Source organism: Meiothermus luteus (assembly GCF_003574085.1).
GTDB lineage: Bacteria > Deinococcota > Deinococci > Deinococcales > Thermaceae > Meiothermus > Meiothermus luteus.
Genome location: NZ_QWKZ01000005.1, coordinates 1 through 16,145, shown reverse-complemented (window position 1 = coordinate 16,145; position 16,145 = coordinate 1). Strand labels below are relative to the sequence as shown.

14 protein-coding genes, 1 tRNA gene and 1 pseudogene are annotated in these 16,145 nt (G+C 65.2%); 9 read left to right on the top strand and 7 right to left on the bottom strand.

What is annotated here, in order from left to right:
• Nucleotides 1-61 precede the first annotated feature (61 nt).
• The gene (metH, locus tag Mlute_RS01470; protein WP_119359000.1) at nt 62-3,706 is read left to right on the top strand and encodes a methionine synthase; all 3,645 of its coding nucleotides are present in this window, start codon (nt 62-64) and stop codon (nt 3,704-3,706) included.
• Nucleotides 3,707-3,718: 12 nt separating this feature from the next.
• Here metH and Mlute_RS01465 read toward each other — a convergent pair whose 3' ends face one another.
• Nucleotides 3,719-4,666, bottom strand: a complete 948-nt coding sequence (locus tag Mlute_RS01465) for an L-threonylcarbamoyladenylate synthase (RefSeq protein ID WP_119358999.1) — start codon at nt 4,664-4,666, stop codon at nt 3,719-3,721.
• Nucleotides 4,667-4,678: 12 nt separating this feature from the next.
• On the bottom strand, nt 4,679-5,608 hold the full coding sequence (locus tag Mlute_RS01460; RefSeq protein ID WP_119358998.1) for a LysR family transcriptional regulator: 930 nt from the start codon (nt 5,606-5,608) through the stop codon (nt 4,679-4,681).
• Between the two features lie 100 nt (nt 5,609-5,708).
• Here Mlute_RS01460 and Mlute_RS01455 point away from each other — a divergent pair, with 100 nt between their 5' ends.
• The 5 genes from Mlute_RS01455 (at nt 5,709) to Mlute_RS01435 (ending at nt 9,578) form a co-directional block, all read left to right on the top strand.
• Entirely contained in the window at nt 5,709-6,617 is a 909-nt protein-coding gene (locus Mlute_RS01455) for a manganese catalase family protein (RefSeq protein ID WP_119358997.1), read from the top strand.
• Nucleotides 6,618-6,685: 68 nt separating this feature from the next.
• A complete protein-coding gene (gene ftsY, locus Mlute_RS01450; RefSeq protein ID WP_119358996.1) occupies nt 6,686-7,600 on the top strand; it encodes a signal recognition particle-docking protein FtsY in 915 nt (304 codons plus the stop codon).
• A 4-nt stretch (nt 7,601-7,604) separates the two neighbouring features.
• Entirely contained in the window at nt 7,605-8,252 is a 648-nt protein-coding gene (locus Mlute_RS01445) for a hypothetical protein (protein WP_119358995.1), read from the top strand.
• Nucleotides 8,253-8,257: 5 nt separating this feature from the next.
• Nucleotides 8,258-8,677 (top strand): disulfide bond formation protein B, encoded by a 420-nt coding sequence (locus Mlute_RS01440; RefSeq protein ID WP_407942633.1) that lies wholly within the window; start codon nt 8,258-8,260, stop codon nt 8,675-8,677.
• 82 nt (nt 8,678-8,759) lie between these two features.
• Complete coding sequence (locus tag Mlute_RS01435) at nt 8,760-9,578, top strand: cyclase family protein (RefSeq protein WP_119358993.1); 819 nt, start codon at nt 8,760-8,762, stop codon at nt 9,576-9,578.
• Between the two features lies 1 nt (nt 9,579).
• On the opposite strand, the gene Mlute_RS01430 is transcribed toward Mlute_RS01435, so the two are convergent.
• Nucleotides 9,580-9,972, bottom strand: coding sequence for an NADH-quinone oxidoreductase subunit 15 (locus Mlute_RS01430; RefSeq protein WP_119358992.1), 393 nt, complete (start codon nt 9,970-9,972; stop codon nt 9,580-9,582).
• Between the two features lie 66 nt (nt 9,973-10,038).
• On the opposite strand from Mlute_RS01430, the gene uvrC reads away from it, so the two are divergent.
• Nucleotides 10,039-11,838, top strand: coding sequence for an excinuclease ABC subunit UvrC (uvrC, locus tag Mlute_RS01425; RefSeq protein ID WP_119358991.1), 1,800 nt, complete (start codon nt 10,039-10,041; stop codon nt 11,836-11,838).
• Here the strand turns inward: uvrC and Mlute_RS01420 are convergent.
• Nucleotides 11,835-12,752, bottom strand: a complete 918-nt coding sequence (locus Mlute_RS01420; RefSeq protein ID WP_119358990.1) for a 2-hydroxyacid dehydrogenase — start codon at nt 12,750-12,752, stop codon at nt 11,835-11,837. The two genes, uvrC and Mlute_RS01420, sit on opposite strands and share 4 nt — an antisense overlap.
• A gap of 95 nt (nt 12,753-12,847) precedes the next feature.
• Between Mlute_RS01420 and fni the strand changes: the two genes are divergently transcribed.
• Complete coding sequence (fni, locus tag Mlute_RS01415; RefSeq protein ID WP_119358989.1) at nt 12,848-13,867, top strand: type 2 isopentenyl-diphosphate Delta-isomerase; 1,020 nt, start codon at nt 12,848-12,850, stop codon at nt 13,865-13,867.
• A gap of 28 nt (nt 13,868-13,895) precedes the next feature.
• Here fni and Mlute_RS01410 read toward each other — a convergent pair.
• The 3 genes and pseudogenes from Mlute_RS01410 to Mlute_RS01400 all read right to left on the bottom strand — a co-directional run bounded on the left by Mlute_RS01410 (nt 13,896) and on the right by Mlute_RS01400 (nt 15,686).
• Nucleotides 13,896-13,972 (bottom strand) — tRNA-Met (locus Mlute_RS01410).
• Between the two features lie 55 nt (nt 13,973-14,027).
• Nucleotides 14,028-14,310, bottom strand: a pseudogene (locus Mlute_RS15910) (transposase); the annotation flags it as partial.
• Nucleotides 14,311-14,603: 293 nt separating this feature from the next.
• Nucleotides 14,604-15,686, bottom strand: coding sequence for a variant leucine-rich repeat-containing protein (locus Mlute_RS01400; protein WP_119358988.1), 1,083 nt, complete (start codon nt 15,684-15,686; stop codon nt 14,604-14,606).
• Between the two features lie 289 nt (nt 15,687-15,975).
• Here Mlute_RS01400 and Mlute_RS16580 point away from each other — a divergent pair.
• A partial coding sequence (locus tag Mlute_RS16580) for a transposase (RefSeq protein WP_182482443.1) occupies nt 15,976-16,145 on the top strand: 170 nt, incomplete at its 3' end.

The following is a 16,145-nucleotide window of genomic DNA, read 5'->3' as shown; positions in this document are numbered from 1 at the left end:
CGGGAAAGGCCGCCCGGCCGCAAGCGGCCCCTTTGGTATACCCTGCCCTAGAATAGTCCTTGTGAGCGCAAGGGCACCCCGAGACTTCTTCGCCGAGCAGGGCCTGGAGCCGCTGGACGCCCAGGGCTACCGGCGTGAAGCGCGCGTTGAGGCCTTCCCTTACTTAAAGGCCCTATCGGAGCGGGTCCTGGTCTTCGATGGGGCCATGGGTACCGAGATATTCAAGCACAACCTGACCGAGGCCGACTACGGGGGGGAGGCGTACAGCGGCTGCCCGGAAATCCTAAACCGCACCCGTCCCGACGTCATCGCAGCCATCCACAGGAGCTACCTCGAGGCCGGCGCCGATGTTATAGAGACCAACACCTTCGGCTGCTTACCCCACGTCCTCTCGGAGTACAACCTCGAGGCCGAGGCCGAGGACCTGGCCTTTGAGGCCGCTCGGCTGGCCCGCCAGGTGGCCGATGGCTACAGCCGGCCGCAGAAACCCCGCTTCGTGGCCGGGGCGCTGGGCCCCGGCACCAAGCTCATCTCCCTGGGGCAGATCGGCTGGGCTGAGATGTTCGCCTCCTACCGCACCGCCGCGCGGGGCCTCCTGCGCGGTGGGGTGGACCTGATCCTGCTGGAGACCTGTCAGGACATCCTGCAGGTGCGCTGCGCGGTGCTGGCGGTACGCCAGGCCATGCGGGACGTGGAACGGGAATTGCCGCTGCAGGTGCAGGTCACCGTGGAGTCTACCGGCACCATGCTCGTGGGCACCGACGACGCTGCGGCCCTCACCGTGTTGGAAAACCTCCCTGTAGACGTGGTGGGCATGAACTGCGCGGTGGGCCCTGACCTGATGGACTCCCACATCCGCCACTTCTGCCAGCACACCACCCGCTTTACCGCTTGCCTCCCCAACGCCGGCCTGCCCCGCAACGAGGGGGGTCGGGCGGTCTTTGACCTGACCCCGGCCGAGCTGGTTCGCTGGCAACAGAAGTTCGTGCAGGAGTACGGATTGAACGCGGTGGGAGGGTGCTGCGGCACCGGCCCAGACCACATCAGGGCCCTGGCCGAAGCCCTTTCGGGGGTGAAAAGTGGCCATCCGGCCTGGCCAGGCCGGCGGGAAAACGCCTTTGCCCAGGTGGCGAGTCTCTACCAAAGCGTGCCCCTACGGCAGGAGACCGGCATCCTGCTGGTGGGCGAGCGCACCAACGCCACCGGGAGCAAAAAGTTTCGCGAGCTCCTGTTCGCCGGCGACTTTGACGGAATGGAGGCGCTGGCCCAGGAGCAGGTGGCCGAAGGGGCCCACGTGCTGGACGTCTCGGTGGCCTGGACAGGGCGCGACGAGGTGCGGGACATGCGGGAGGTCATCCGGCGTTTCGCCACCAGCGTGCCCATCCCCATCATGGTGGACACCACCCAGCCGGAGGTGATGGAGGAGGCCCTCAAGCACCTAGGAGGGAGAGCCATCCTGAACTCGGTCAACCTCGAGGACGGCTTGGAAAAGTTTGACCGAATAGCGGCCTTGGCCAAGCAGCACGGGGCCGCCCTGGTGGCCCTGACCATAGACGAGGACAAAGAGGCCGGGATGGCCAAGACCCCTGAGCGCAAGGTGGAGATCGCCCTAAGGATGTACGAGCGGCTCACCCAGGTCCACGGCATCCCTGGCAGCTCCATCCTCTTTGACCTGCTCACCTTCCCCATCACCCAAGGCGACGAAGACACCCGCAAGCTGGCCATGTGGACGATTGAGGGCATCCGACGGGTACGGGCCCTGTTGCCCGAGGTGGGCTTCATCCTAGGCATCTCCAACGTCTCCTTCGGCCTCTCGGCCCAGGCCCGGGTGGTGCTCAACTCGGTCTTTCTGGACGAGTGCGTGAAGGCTGGCCTGACCGCAGCCATCCTGAACGCGGGCAAGATTCTGCCCATCTCTCAGATTCCCGAGGAGGCCTACCGGCTGGCCCTTGACCTCATCTACGACCGGCGGGTCTTCAGCCCCGAGGGGGAGGTGCTGCACGACCCCCTTTTCGCCTATGTGGACTACTTCGCCAAGCACAAGGCCGAAAAGGGCAGAAGCCAAGACCCCCTGGGCGGGCTACCGGTGGAGGAGCGGCTCAAAAAGCGTATCATTGAGGGGCGCAAGGTGGGCCTCGAGGCCGACCTCGAGGAGGCCCTGCAACGCTACAGCCCGGTGGACATCATCAACAAAATCCTGCTGGAGGGGATGAAGGTGGTAGGGGACCTCTTCGGCGAGGGCAAGATGCAGCTCCCTTTCGTGCTGCAGGCCGCCGAGACCATGAAAGCCGCGGTGCGCTTCCTCGAGCCGCGCATGGAGCGGCTGGAGGGGGTGCACAAGGGCACCATGGTCCTGGCCACGGTCAAGGGGGACGTGCACGATATAGGGAAAAACCTGGTGGACATCATCCTCTCCAACAACGGCTACAAGGTGGTCAACCTGGGCATCAAAAAGCCCATTGAGGAGATTCTGGCCGCGGTGGATGAGCACAAACCCGACGCGGTGGGCATGAGCGGGCTTCTGGTCAAGAGCACCGTGGTGATGAAGGAAAACCTAGAGTACATGGCCGCGCGCGGCTACAGCATCCCGGTAGTGCTGGGCGGGGCCGCCTTGAACCGGCACTACGTGGAAAACGACCTGCGCCAGACCTACACCACCGGCCCGGTCTACTACGCCTCCGACGCCTTTGACGGCCTGCAGATTATGGAGGAGCTGACCGGTCATGCCCCGCCGCGCCTCACCAGCCGGGAAGTAAGCGGGCACAAGTACAAGACCGCCTACGAAATTTTGCAGGAGAAGCTTATGGCTGGTTCCGAATACATCCCCTCCAACACCCCGCCCGCCCCCCGCATCCCTAGGCCGCCCTTCTGGGGACGCCGGGTGGTGGACAAAAGCGAGCTGGAGATCGGGGTTATCTCTCGCTACGTGAACAAGAACGCCCTCTTCCGGGGCCAGTGGGGGTTCCGCCGGGGGGAGATGAGCCCGGAGGAGTACCAGGCCTACCTCGAGCGCCTGGCCGAACCCATGTTTGAGGAGATGGTGCTGCAAGCCATCGGAGAGGGCTGGCTCGAGCCCGCGGTGGTCTACGGCTACTGGCCGGTGGCCTCGGACAAGAACGACCTGATCGTGTTTGACCCCGAGTCCGGTCAGGAGCTTTTCCGCTTCAACTTCCCCCGGCAGATGGGCGCGAACTCCCGCCATCTGTGCATCGCCGACTTCTTCCGCCCCCGCTTTGCCGAGCCCATCGGCGACGAGCAGGCCTGGTTCCCCCCGGCGGCCTGGGAGAACGGCGCGCGCGATGTGCTGGCCGCCCAGGTGGTGACCATGGGCCGCAAGGTCTCAGAGGTGGCGCAAAAGCTCTTCCAGTCCGACGCCTACCAGGACTACCTCTACCTGCACGGGTTCTCGGTGGAGATGGCCGAGGCCCTGGCCGAGTACTGGCATAAGCGCATCCGGCAGCAGCTAGACATCGCCCAGGACGACGCCACCAGCCTGGAGGAACTCTTCCGGCAGGGCTACCAGGGCAGCCGCTACAGCTTCGGCTACCCGGCCTGCCCCCGGCTGGAGGACCAGAAGTACCTCCAGGAGCTTCTAAAGTGGCAGGAGGTGGGCATAGAGCTGAGCGAGGAGTACCAGCTCATACCGGAGCAGTCCACCAGCGCCATCATCGTGCACCACCCCAAGGCCAAGTACTTCAACCTGTAGCCCCCTCGAGCCTCAGTTCGAGGCCCTCCTGAGCCGGTCCATAATGGCCCGGCCCAGGCCTACCTCTGGCACCGGCTCAGCGTAAATGGCCTTCAAGCTGAGGCGGTCAAGCTGGTGCAAGGCCTCAAACAGGTGCGCCGCGGCCTCCCGCAGGTCGCCGGTGGGGGAAAGCACCTTGACCACCTTGAAGCCCTTGGGCACATCGCGAAAGGCCAGGTAGCCGGCCTCCTTGCGCTCCTCCGGGGCGACCTCATGGGGGTAGGCCAGGCGGATTGGGGTGCGAGGGGCGTAGTGCTGGGGAAGCTGGCCCGGTACCAAGGGGCGCTGCTTCGGCCCCACCTGTAGTTCCACCGGCCCCAGCACCTCCTCCAGCGCTTCCAGCGGCACCGCGCCGTGCCGCAGCAGCAGCGGCCGTTCACCCAGCCAAAGGATGGTGGACTCCACCCCAAACTGGGTGCGCCCCCCATCCACAATCAGGTCCACCCGGCCGCCCAAGGTCCGCTCTACGTGCTCCGCTCGGGTGGGGCTCAGATACCCGAAGGGGTTGGCGCTGGGCGCGGCCACCGGCACCCCCGCCCGACGGATGAGCTCCAGCGCTACCGGGTGGGCCGGCATCCGCACCGCCACGGTGGGCAGGCCCGCAGTGACCAGGCTGGGAACCCGTCCGGACTTGGGCAGCACCAGGGTCAGGGGGCCAGGCCAGAAGCGATCCATGAGTTCCTCTGCCAGAGGGGGCACCGCCTCCACTACCTGGGGCAGCATCCCCCTCTCCGCCACGTGAACAATCAGAGGGTCAAAGGTAGGGCGGCCTTTGGTCTCAAAAATCCGGGCCACCGCCTGCGCGTCCAGTGCGCTGGCCCCTAGGCCGTAAACCGTCTCGGTGGGAAAAGCCACCAGCCCGCCCAAGCGCAGTAGGGCCGCAGCACGCTGGAGGTTTTCCTCGGTTGGAAGCACCACCATACAACCCGGCCATCATAGCAAACCCCCTTCGCAGACCAACCCTGGGGGCCGCTCGAGCCCCTGGAAAACCCGGCGGGCCTCCTCGCCAAGGGCCTGGGCCACCGGCCGTCTCAAGGCTCCCTCCCGACAAACCAAATAGACCGTGCGGCCCGCCCCCGGCGGAGCCAGGGGGCGCAAGCGGGTCCATCTGGCCTCTCCCAGCGTCCAAAGGGCCACCTCGGGCAGGAGGGTCAGCCCCCCCACCTCCTCCACCAGGTGCACCAGGGTCTCCAGGTCGCCGCTTTGGAACTCCACCCGCCGCCGGGGCAGGCCAGGCCGGCAGACCGCGAGAATCTGCTCGCGAAAGCAGTGCCCCTCGGAGAGGACCCAGGTGTCCTCGAGGGGTATCTCCAAAGGGTGGAGCGCCGGCTGGGCGTAGAGCGGGTGGCCCGGGGCCACATAGGCGACAAAACCCTCCTCAAAAAGCGGGGTGAACTCGAGGCCCGGTAGGCGCTCTGGGGTGCCGATCAGGCCGCCGTCCAGCCGCCCTTCCAAAAGGGCCTGCAGAATTCCCGGGGTCAGCTCCTCCCGCACCGAGAGCTCGAGCCCGGGCCACCGCTCGGCGAGCCGGGGCAGCAGGCGGGGCAGAAGGTAAGGGGCCAGGGTGGGAATAACCCCCAGCCGGAACGGCCCCTCAAAAAGCGCGGCCTGTCCTTCGGCCAAGGCGCGTATTTTTTCCACCTCCTCCAGCACCCGCCGGGCCTGGGCCACCACTGCCCGGCCCACCTCGGTAGGCTCCAAGGGCCGCTTGGCCCGGTCAAAAAGCCGCACCCCAAGCTCCTCCTCGAGCCGCCGTACCTGCACGCTTAGGGCGGGCTGGGTCAGGTAGACCCGCTCCGCTGCCCGGGTAAAGCTACCCTCCTCGGCCAGGGCCACCAGATACCGGAGCTGCTCCAATGTCATAAATCTAGTTTATACTGGGAAGGCCAACAATCTATTGGACTTATTCCACAGGCCCCTTTAGGGTAGAAACTGCTCGGTTTTGCCGGGCAGGAGGTTGGAGATGTTCCTGAGAATAGACCGGTTGCAGATTGAGTTGCCCATGCCCAAGGAGCAGGACCCCAACGCCGCCGCGGCGGTGCAGGCCCTTCTGGGTGGGCGCTTTGGGGAGATGTCCACCCTGATGAACTACATGTACCAGTCCTTCAACTTCCGGGGGAAGAAGGCGCTCAAGCCCTACTACGACCTCATCGCCAACATCGCCACGGAGGAGCTCGGGCACATTGAACTGGTTTCCGCCACCGTCAATAGCCTCCTGGCCAAGAACCCCGGTAAGGACCTGGAAGGAGGGGTGGACCCCGTAAGCGCCCCCTTGGGCTTCGCCAAGGACGCCCGCAACGCCGCCCACTTCATCGCCGGAGGGGCCAACACCCTGGTGATGGGGGCCATGGGGGAGCACTGGAACGGGGAGTACGTCTTCACCAGCGGCAACCTCATCCTGGACCTCCTCCACAACTTCTTCCTGGAGGTAGCGGCCCGCACCCACAAGCTCCGGGTCTACGAGATGACGGACAACCCCGTGGCCCGGGAGATGATCGGCTACCTCCTGGTGCGGGGCGGGGTCCACGCCGCCGCCTACGGCAAGGCCTTGGAGAGCCTCACCGGGGTGGAGATGACCAAACTCCTCCCCATCCCCCGCATCGACAACAGCAAGTTCCCCGAGGCCAAGAAGTACATGGAGCAGGGCTTCCACCGCAACCTCTACCGCTTTAGCCCCTCCGATTATCAAGACCTGGGCCTCATCTGGAAGGGCGCTTCCCCTGAGGACGGGACTGAGGTGGTGGTGGTGGACGGCCCCCCCACGGGCGGCCCGGTGTTTGACGCCGGACACGACGCCGCGGAGTTCGCCCCCGAGTTCCACCCGGGCGAGCTCTACGAGATTGCCAAGAAGCTCTACGAGAAGGCCAAGTAGCCCGTGGCCCCGCCCACCCCGGCCGGTGCCCGGCCGGGGTGGGCCCCTTACCGGTAAACTGGGGCCGTATGAGCTGGTTGCAGCGCCTCCGCGAGGGGCTCAGCAAAACCCGCGACAGCCTGGTGAGAGCGATACCCTGGAGCAAAAACCCCGAAGAGGTGCTGGAGGAGCTGGAGTTTGCCTTGATCGCCGCCGACGTGGGCGTAGAGGCCAGCCAGGAAGTGCTGGAAGAGGTGCGGCGGTCGGGCAAGAAGGACCTCCGCGAGGCCCTAAAGCAAGCCCTCACGGTGCAGCTCGAGCCCGACGCCTTCCGGGCTAAAATCCGCAAAGCCGGCTTCAGCCCAGACGCCAAAAAGAGCGTGGTGGAACCCAAAGGTAAGGTAATCCTGATGGTGGGGGTCAACGGGGTAGGCAAAACCACCACCATCGCCAAGCTGGGGCAGTACTACCAAAAGCAGGGCAAGCGGGTGATGTTCTGCGCCGGGGACACCTTCCGGGCCGCCGGGGGGGCCCAGCTCGGGGTCTGGGGCGAGCGGCTGGGCATCCCCGTCGTCCAGGGCCCCGAGGGAACCGACCCCGCCGCGCTGGCCTTTGACGCCGCCTCAGCCCGCAAGGCCCGGGGCTTCGACCTCTTGTTGGTGGATACCGCTGGGCGTCTGCACACCAAGCACAACCTGATGGAGGAGCTGGCCAAGGTCAAGCGCTCCATCGGCAAAGCCGACCCCGGCGAACCCGGGGAGGTCTGGCTGGTGCTGGACGCCATCACCGGCCAAAACGGGCTGGAACAGGCCAGGAAGTTTCACCAAACCGTGGGCCTCACCGGGGTCGTCGTGACCAAGCTTGACGGCACCGCCAAAGGGGGCGTGCTGGTGCCCATCGTGCGCACCCTGGGGGTGCCCATCAAGTTCATCGGGGTAGGAGAAAAGGCCGAGGACCTGCAGCCCTTTGACGCCGCGGAGTTTGTGGAGGCGCTTTTGGGTTAGGCGGATGCTGGACCTGTGCGCGCTGTACCGGCCCTTGGCCTCGAGGGAACACTCCGGCCAAGCCGGAGGCCTCCCCTACCTGCTCCAGCCCCAGTTTCCCCTGCTTTTGACCAACACCGCCTTTGGCCACAAAGCGGCCGCGCAGAGGGAAATCGAGGCCCGCTTCCTAGCCCTAGGCGCACCCCCCGCCTTCACCCTTTGGGAGGAGGCCGACGCTTCTGCGCTCCTGGCTGCCGGCTACCGCCCTGGGGGCACCTTTGAGCTTTGCGTTGCAGAGGCCCACCCCACCCCCCACCGGGTGGTGCGGGTTCCCTGGTCGGAGGCCTGGAAGGTAGCCCGCATCCTCACTGAGGCCTACGGGGCCTCGGCGTGGCGGCTGGCCTTTGCCCAGGCGGTGGGCCGATGGCTGCAAAACCCCAGCCACACAGCCCTCATCGCCTACGCCCAAGGACACGCCCTTGGGGCCGCGCTGGTGGCGGAACCGGCCGGACTTATGCTCGGGGTGCTGCCAGATGGTTTGGGGCAGGAGGCGGGCCGGGCCCTACTGAGCCGCATCCACCCCAGGCCCTTCATCCGGGCAGCAGGTACCGAGCTCGAGCTGCCCGGGCGGGTGGTCGGCCGCCTGGTCCGTTACGAGCTTCCCGTAGAATGACCCCTGTGAGGAACCTAAATCCCTCTGAGCGCAACACCCTGCTGCTGGCCCTGGCCTGGCTGGTGGCCTTGGTGGCCACCCTAGGCAGCCTCTACTACTCCGAGGTGCGCAACTTCATCCCCTGCACCCTCTGCTGGTACCAGCGCATCGCCATGTACCCGCTGGCCCTCCTGCTGGGCATCGCCCTGTGGCGGGGGGACGCTGGCGTGAAACCTTACGCCATCACCCTCTCCCTACTGGGCCTTTTCTGGAGCAGCTACCACCTTCTGGAGCTTTGGGTCCCGGGCCTGGCCCCCAACGTCTGCAAGGGTCCCATCCCCTGCAACGTGGAGTACTTACCCCAGTTCCCCATCCCCCTGCAGGCCTGGCTGGCCTTCGCCCTCATCACCCTGGCCCTGCTGGGGGTAAGCCCGCGCCGGGACTGAGCTTGCGTGAGGCCCGGGAAACCCAATAAATTGGGGCTACCGAGCCATACCAGGAAGCCGGCTTGGAACGCTGGGAGGTCGTATGTGCGCACCCCACGTGATGAGTCTGGTAGAAAGAAGCCTCAGCAGGCGGGAGCTTTTGGGCTTGGCCACAGGCCTGGCCGCGCTGGCCGCCGTCAGCGCCAAAGCCCAAGGCCAGGTTTCTGGAAAAGCCTTTAGCAACGTGGCCGACCTGACCCATGTGGCCTCACCCAGCTTCCCTATGTTCCCCGGGGCCAGGCCCATGAAGATCACCGAGGTGGTCACGGTCAGGAAGGATGGCTACTACGGCAACATCCTAGAGGTCTGGGAGCACACCGGGACCCACATGGACGCCCCAGCCCACTTTGTGGAGGGCGGCCTCACCGCCGAGAGCCTACCGGTAAACCGGCTCATCGCACCGCTGGCCGTCGTCAACATCAAGGACAAGGCCGACCGCAACCCCGACGCCGAGGTCACCATAGACGACCTTTTGGCCTGGGAGCGCCGCCACGGGCGCCTGCCGGCCGGGGCTTTCGTGGCCATGTACTCGGGCTGGGAAAGCCGGGTTGGCGACCCCAAGGCCTACGTCAACCAAGACGGCGCCGGGGTGCAGCACTACCCGGGGTTCAGCCCGGCCGCCGCCGAGTTTCTGGTGCGGGAACGGAACATCGTGGGGGTGGGGGTGGACACCCTCTCGCTCGACTTCGGGGCCTCCAAGGACTTTAAAAGCCACGTCACCTTGCTGGGGGCGGGCAAGTACGGCCTGGAGAACCTAGCCAACCTGGCCAGCGTGCCGCCTAGCGGGGCCATGGTCATCGTGGGCGGGCCCAAACACAAAGGGGCCTCCGGCGGCCCCACCCGGGTCATGGCCATCTGGTAGCTCAGGCCCGGACCAGGGCGGCTCGAGCCCGGTCGGCCATCTGGAAGAGCCGCTCCTTGGTCAGGGGAAGTTTCCCCTCCAACACCAGCCCCCTTCCTTCCTCCCAGTGGGCGTGGTGGTGGATGTGCCCTCCTGGAACGCGGAAGGCAATGTGCTTGAGCTTGGCGTGTCGGGGCGATACCGAGGCGAAGAGGAAGGGCTCCCCCCGCTCGTCGGAAAGGGAGACCGCCATCATGGTGGTGGGGAGGTCGTAGGGCCGCTCCATGCGGTAGATGAAGTCGGGAAAGTCGGACTCCTTGCTAAAGGCCACGCCCTTTTCGACGGCGTACTCCTTCATCCAATCGATGACCTGGACCCAGGCTTTGTAGAGCATCTCGTCGCGGCCGGTGCTCATAGGCCCCAGTCTATCAGGAGGACAAGTCACACAGAAGGTATACCCCCGCGCTTAGGATGGGCCTCAATGCGACCGGAAGACCTTCCCCCCTTGCCCGAAGCCCCAGGGGTCTACCTATGGAAGGACGGGGTGCGCATCCTGTACGTGGGAAAGGCCAAAAACCTAAAGGCGCGGGTCAATAGCTACTTCCACAGCGAGGGCAAGAGCCTGCGCATCGCCCAGGAAGCCACCAGCTTGGAGTTCATTCTGGCCCGCGACGAGGTAGAGGCCCTCCTCCTAGAGGCCAACCTCATCAAGCACCATCGCCCTCACTACAACGTTTTATTGAAGGACGACAAGCATTACCCCTTCTTGAAACTGACCAAGGAGGAGTGGCCTATGCTCCTGGTGGTGCGGCGGGTACAAGACGACGGGGCCCGTTACTGGGGGCCCTTTCCCGAAGCCAGCGCAGTGCGGCGCATCAAGCGCTTGATAGACCGCTACTTTCTCCTGCGCAAGAACTCCGGCTACCCCTTTAGAAGAAGGCGCTATCCCTGCCTCAACCACGCCATGGGCCGCTGCCTGGCCCCCTGCGTGGGCCAGGCCGATCCAGAGAGCTACCACACCGCTGTGAAGCAGGTAGAGGACTTGTTGGACGGGAAAATTGAGACCCTCTACGCGAGCCTAGAGGCCCAGATGCGGGAAGCCGCGCGGCAGCAGGATTTCGAGCGGGCCGCCGAGATTCGCGACCAAATCGCGGCCATCCGGAGTTTTTTCGGCACCGCCCAGCAGGCCTACGACCCGGAGATGGGCGATCTGGATTTCATAGGCTTCGCTCGAGCCGGCGAGTATGCCATGCTGCAGCACTATCAGGTACGGGGAGGACAGATGCTGGGGCGGATCAGCCGCTTTATAGAGGGGATTGGAGACGCCAGCGACGCAGAGCTCCTGGAGGCCTTCCTACGGGACTACTACCTCGAGGCCACCCCCCTGCCCCCCCTGGTGCTGCTCCCCTTCGCCCTGGAGGTCCAGGAGGCCTTTGCGGCCTTCCTAAGCGCCAAGGGGCGCAAGGTAGAGGTGCGCGTACCCCAGCGGGGCGAGAAGACCCGCCTCATTGAGCTGGCCCAGAAAAATGCCCAGGCCGCGCTCGAGACCGAGCTCAAGCTCCTGGAGCGCAAGGGCGACCACCCCGCGCTCAAAGGGCTGATGGAGCTGCTGGGCCTCTCCCGCCGACCCCACCGCATCGAGGGGTACGACGTCTCCAACCTCCTGGGGGAAAGCCCGGTGGGCTCCATCGTGGTGTTTGAAGGGGGAAGGCCCAAAAGGTCCGAGTACCGCCGCCTCAAAATCCGCGGCCTGCAGGGCCGCCCCGACGATTACAAAGCCCTGGAGGAGACCCTCGCCCGCCGCTTCAGCGGCAGCCTTTCCCGGCAGATGCCCATCCCCGACCTAATCCTGATTGACGGGGGGTTAGGCCAGGTGCGGGCCGCCGAGCGGGGCCTCCAGCAAGCCGGTCTGAGGCTCCCGCTGGTGGGCTTAGCCAAGCGCGAGGAAACCCTGGTGCTCCCCGATGGCCGCACCCTCGCGCTTCCCCTGACCCACCCCGCCTTGCAGCTCCTCATCCACATCCGAGACGAAACCCACCGCAACGGGCTGACCTTCCACCGCAAGGAGCGTAGCCGAAAGGCCCTGAAGAGCATCTTTGACGACATCCGAGGCATAGGCCCAGCCCGCAAGCGGGTCCTCCTGCAGCACTTCTCCAGCCTGGAGGAACTCCGGGCTGCCAGCCTAGAGGAGCTGGCCCGGCTTCCCGGTATGGATAGGCGCAGCGCCCAGGCGGTGGTGCGGGCCTTACAGGAACTGCCAAACCACCCAGCCAGCCCCTAGTATCCTTCCTGCACCACGTTCAGGAGGGGCTCTCCACGGACATACCGGCCCACCTGCTCCCGCACCAGCTGGAAGCCCCGCTCAAAGAGCTTAGGGGTGGAGCCAGCGATATGGGGGGTGAGGAAGACCTCCGGGAGTGACCAGAGGGGGTGGCCCTCCGGCAGGGGTTCTGGATCGGCCACGTCGGTGTAGAAACGAATCCTACCCAATCGAACTGCTTCCACCAGAGCCTCCTGGTCTACAGTCTTGCCCCGTCCCGCGTTCACAAAGAGGGCCCCCGGTTTCATCCGGGCAAAATGCTCATGGCCCAGGAGCCGCTCGGTGGCCGGCGTGAGGGGCAGCAGGTTCACCACAATATCCGCTTGGGGCAGCAGCTCCGGCAGCTCGGCCAGGGTATGCACCCCTTCGCGGGCGGTGCGGGCCACCCTCAGGAAGGACACCCCAAAAGGAGCCAGGCGGGCCTCGGTGGCCCGGGCGATGGAGCCGTAGCCCAGGAAGAGCAGCCTGGCCCCCTCGAGGTCCTCCACCCATCGGTAGGCCCACCGCCCCTCCCGCTGGGCATCGCGAAACTCGGGGAAGCGCTTGTAGGCCGCCAGAATAGCCCCCACAATCCACTCGGCCACCGGCGCATCGTGCACCCCCGCCGCATCGCAGAGCACCACCCCCGCCGGAAGCTTAGGCAGAATCCAGTCCACCCCGGCGGTGAGGGTCTGCACCACCTTGAGCCGCTTCAGGTTGGGCAGCTCGGCGAAAAAGCGCCGGGCTCGAGCGCTCCCGTAAGGGGCCACAGCGAACTCGGCCTCCAGGGCCTCCTCGGACAAGGGATCTTCTCGGGGTAAAAAGGCCACCTTTACCCCTTTGGGAAGGCCCTCTAGATGTTCTGGGCGTGTGGAGTCAGGCACCAAAAGGACCACTGGGTTACTATACCCGGTCTGCCCCAAAGGCCCACCACGAGGGTGGGCTAGGCCCACAAACCCCCACCACCGGCTGGGTAGAATCGCCCAAGGCTGTGGACGAGGTTCAGGACATCCAGACCCGCAAGCGCAAGCACCTCGAGGTCTGCTTGAGCGAACCCGTTGAATTCACCCGCCTCACCACCGGTTTTGAGCGCTACCGCCTGCGCTACCAAGCTTTTCCAGAGCTAGCCCTGGCCGAGGTGGACCTTACTACTTTCTTTCTAGGCAAGCGCTTGCGGGCCCCTTTCTTAATCGGCGCTATGACCGGAGGAGAAGCCAACGGGGCCCGGATTAACCGCGCCTTGGCCCAGGCCGCCGAACGGCTGGGCGTGGGGATGATGCTGGGCAGCCAACGGGTGATGCTCGAGCGCCCGGAAACCCGGCTTAGCTTCCAGGTACGCGACGTGGCCCCCACAACCTTGCTGGTGGGCAACCTGGGCCTGGTCCAGCTCAACAAGGGGTACGGCCCGGAGGAACTCCAGCAGGCGGTCTCTTTGGTAGGGGCCGACGCCCTGGCCCTACACACCAACCCCTTGCAAGAAGCCCTGCAACCAGGGGGCGACACCGACTTCCGTGGGCTCTTAGCCAAGCTAGAAGCTCTTCTCCCCAGGCTTCCCTTCCCGGTACTGCTGAAGGAGGTGGGCCACGGCATCGGGAAGGAGGCCGCTAGGCTGCTCAAAGGTCTTCCCGTCGCTGCCCTGGATGTGGCCGGAGCAGGAGGGACCAACTGGGCCAAGGTGGAGGAGCTGGTTCACTACGGACGCGTCCTGCACCCCGAGCTGGTGGAAACGGGGATTCCCACCGCAAAGGCCCTGGTGGAGTGCCGGGAAGTTCTTCCCCACACTCCCCTGGTGGCCTCTGGAGGCATCCGCAGCGGCACCGACGCGGCCAAGGCCCTGGCGTTAGGGGCCGACGTGGTGGCCGTGGCCCGCCCCTTGCTCCAACCTGCCCTGGAAGGCCCTGAAGCGGTGGTGGCCTGGATTGAGAGCTTTCTAAACGAGCTGCGGGTGGCCCTCTACGCCATCGGGGCCCGCACCCCCCGGGAGGCCAGGGGGCGCATCGCGCGGATATAAAAAGGCCCGGGTGGCCCGGGCTTGCTTCTGGTTGCGGGGGTAGGATTTGAACCTACGACCTTCGGGTTATGAGCCCGACGAGCTACCAGACTGCTCCACCCCGCGTCGTGCGGCAGCTTTTTATGTTACCGAAAAAGCCATCTGCGGTCAAGGGCTTGTCGCCGTGGAAGAAGGAGAGGAGCAGGGCGGGGAACCGACCCCGCTTCGCCAGGGTGACCAGGTCCAGGACCACCAGGAGCCTGGGCTTGGGGCCTCGCTTCCTCCCCACGGGCGAGGCGGATGAGGGCTCGGGTGGGCCAGGGGTAGCGGTTGAGGAAGCGGGAGAGGGCGGCGGGGAACTTGGTGGGGCTGTGCTGGGGCCTGGCTTTGCCGTGGCTTTGGAGGAGAAGGAGGAGGAGAGCTTTGAGGGTTGCATATCCTTGAGGGGAACTGGATGAGTGCAAGTTTTGAGCGGATAACTATACACCAGGCTTTGCCTTTCGGGCGGACCGGAAGTCCGGGGGGCAGAAGGGGCGTGACACCGCACTTTCTGGGCTTGCCTAGTCCAATCGCCCCGTACTCCGGAGGGGGGCAAGGGAACGCCTCAAGGCCGTAGGCCAGAAGCCTCTAGAGTGTACATACCTTCGCGGCTCCTGTCTTCCGCTTCCCTGTGGTGCCTAGAGGATGTGGGTGTAGCGCCAGGGTTTCTTCCTCCTGCCCGTGAGGGTGGGAGGGCTAACCTCTTCTTGGGCTGGGTTTAGACGTGACTTTCACCTTGCCTTTCGGCGTCACACGAAGAAGGTTTCACGCAGAGAAGGCTCTGAAAAAAGTCCATGGGTGAAGATGGATTGGCACGTTTCCGGATTGCTTCCAGAGCTTCTCTTTTGACCTCCTCCACATGGTCTCGCACCGACAAGAGAACCAACGCCTCAGGTGGGGCGTTCGGGTTTCCTGCCACTGCCAAGCGCACTACCCAGTCCTCATCCTCTGCCAGGTTTCTGAGGACTTGGGCTGGAGCATTGGGGTTCCCAGCTACGGCTTGGCGTACCGCTTTTGCCCTGTCCTCCGCTAGCCTCTTGAGGGCTTGAGCCGGGGTGTTCGGATTCTCCGCTACTACCCGGCGTGTCAGCCAGTCTTCTTCCTTCGCTAGCTCCTCGAGGACACGAGCCGAGGTATTCGGGTTCCCCGCTACGGCTCGGCGCACGAACCCGTCCTCATCCCTCGCCAACTTCTCAAGGACTTGGGGCGGGGCACTGGGGTTCCAGGCTACTTCCCGGCGCACTTCCTCGCCCTTATCCCCCGCTAACCTTTCCAGGGCATGGGCCGGCGTGTTTGGGTTACCGGCGGCTGCCTGGCGTACAGCCTTTGCCTTGTCCCCCGCCAACCTCCTGAGGACTTGGGCCGGAGCGTTCGGGTTCTCCGCTACAGCTCGGCGCACTATCCAGTCCCCGTCCTCCGCTAGGGCCCTGAGGACGGCTTCCGGCGTGCTCGGGTTTCCTGCCACCCCCTCCCGCACATCCCGTTCCCTATCCCTCGCCAGGACCTTGAGGGTTTCCGGCGGGCTATTTGGATTCCGTGCCGCCGCCCTGCGCACCTCCGCATTCTTATCCCCTGCTAGGGCCTCAAGGACCTCCCTCGGTGCGTTCGGGTTTTCTGCTGCCGCTAGGCGTACCTCCCAGCTTTCATCCTGCGCCAGGGCCTCGAGGATGTGCGCCGGGGTGTTCGGGTTGGTCGCCACTCTCCAGCGAACCGTCCACTCCTTGTCTTTCGCCAAGGCCTCGAGGGCCTCTACGGGGGTGTTGGGATCCCTGGCCAGATCCAACTTTTTCCGATAGTCCATCCCTTCCTCCCTTTATCTTCTCAACTCGTGACGACTCTTCACCATGGGATGGAGGTTGGGGTGCTCCTGGACCGCCTCCTGCACGTTCTCTTCGGGACCAAGGGCCAAGGAATACACAACCTTCGCCGGAGCATTTGGATTTTGGGCCACCATAAAGCGCGCCCCCGTCTCTCATATCCCGTCAGAACCTTGAGGACCTCTGGCCGGGTGAAGGTGTCCCCTGCTACATCCTAGCGCACCTGCGGGGGGGTAGCGTAGCGTATTTTGTGGGTTAATCTGGAGGTGTCCGATGACCCAAGATGAGCTCCGGCGGTTGACCAAGGAGGAGATCAGCCGGCGCATCCGGGAAGGGGTGAAGGCGGTCCTTGAGCGGGTGCTGGAGGAGGAGATGACCGAGCACCTGGCCGCCGGCTACCGGGAGCGCACACCCAGCCGGCGGGGGGAGCGCAACGGCCACTA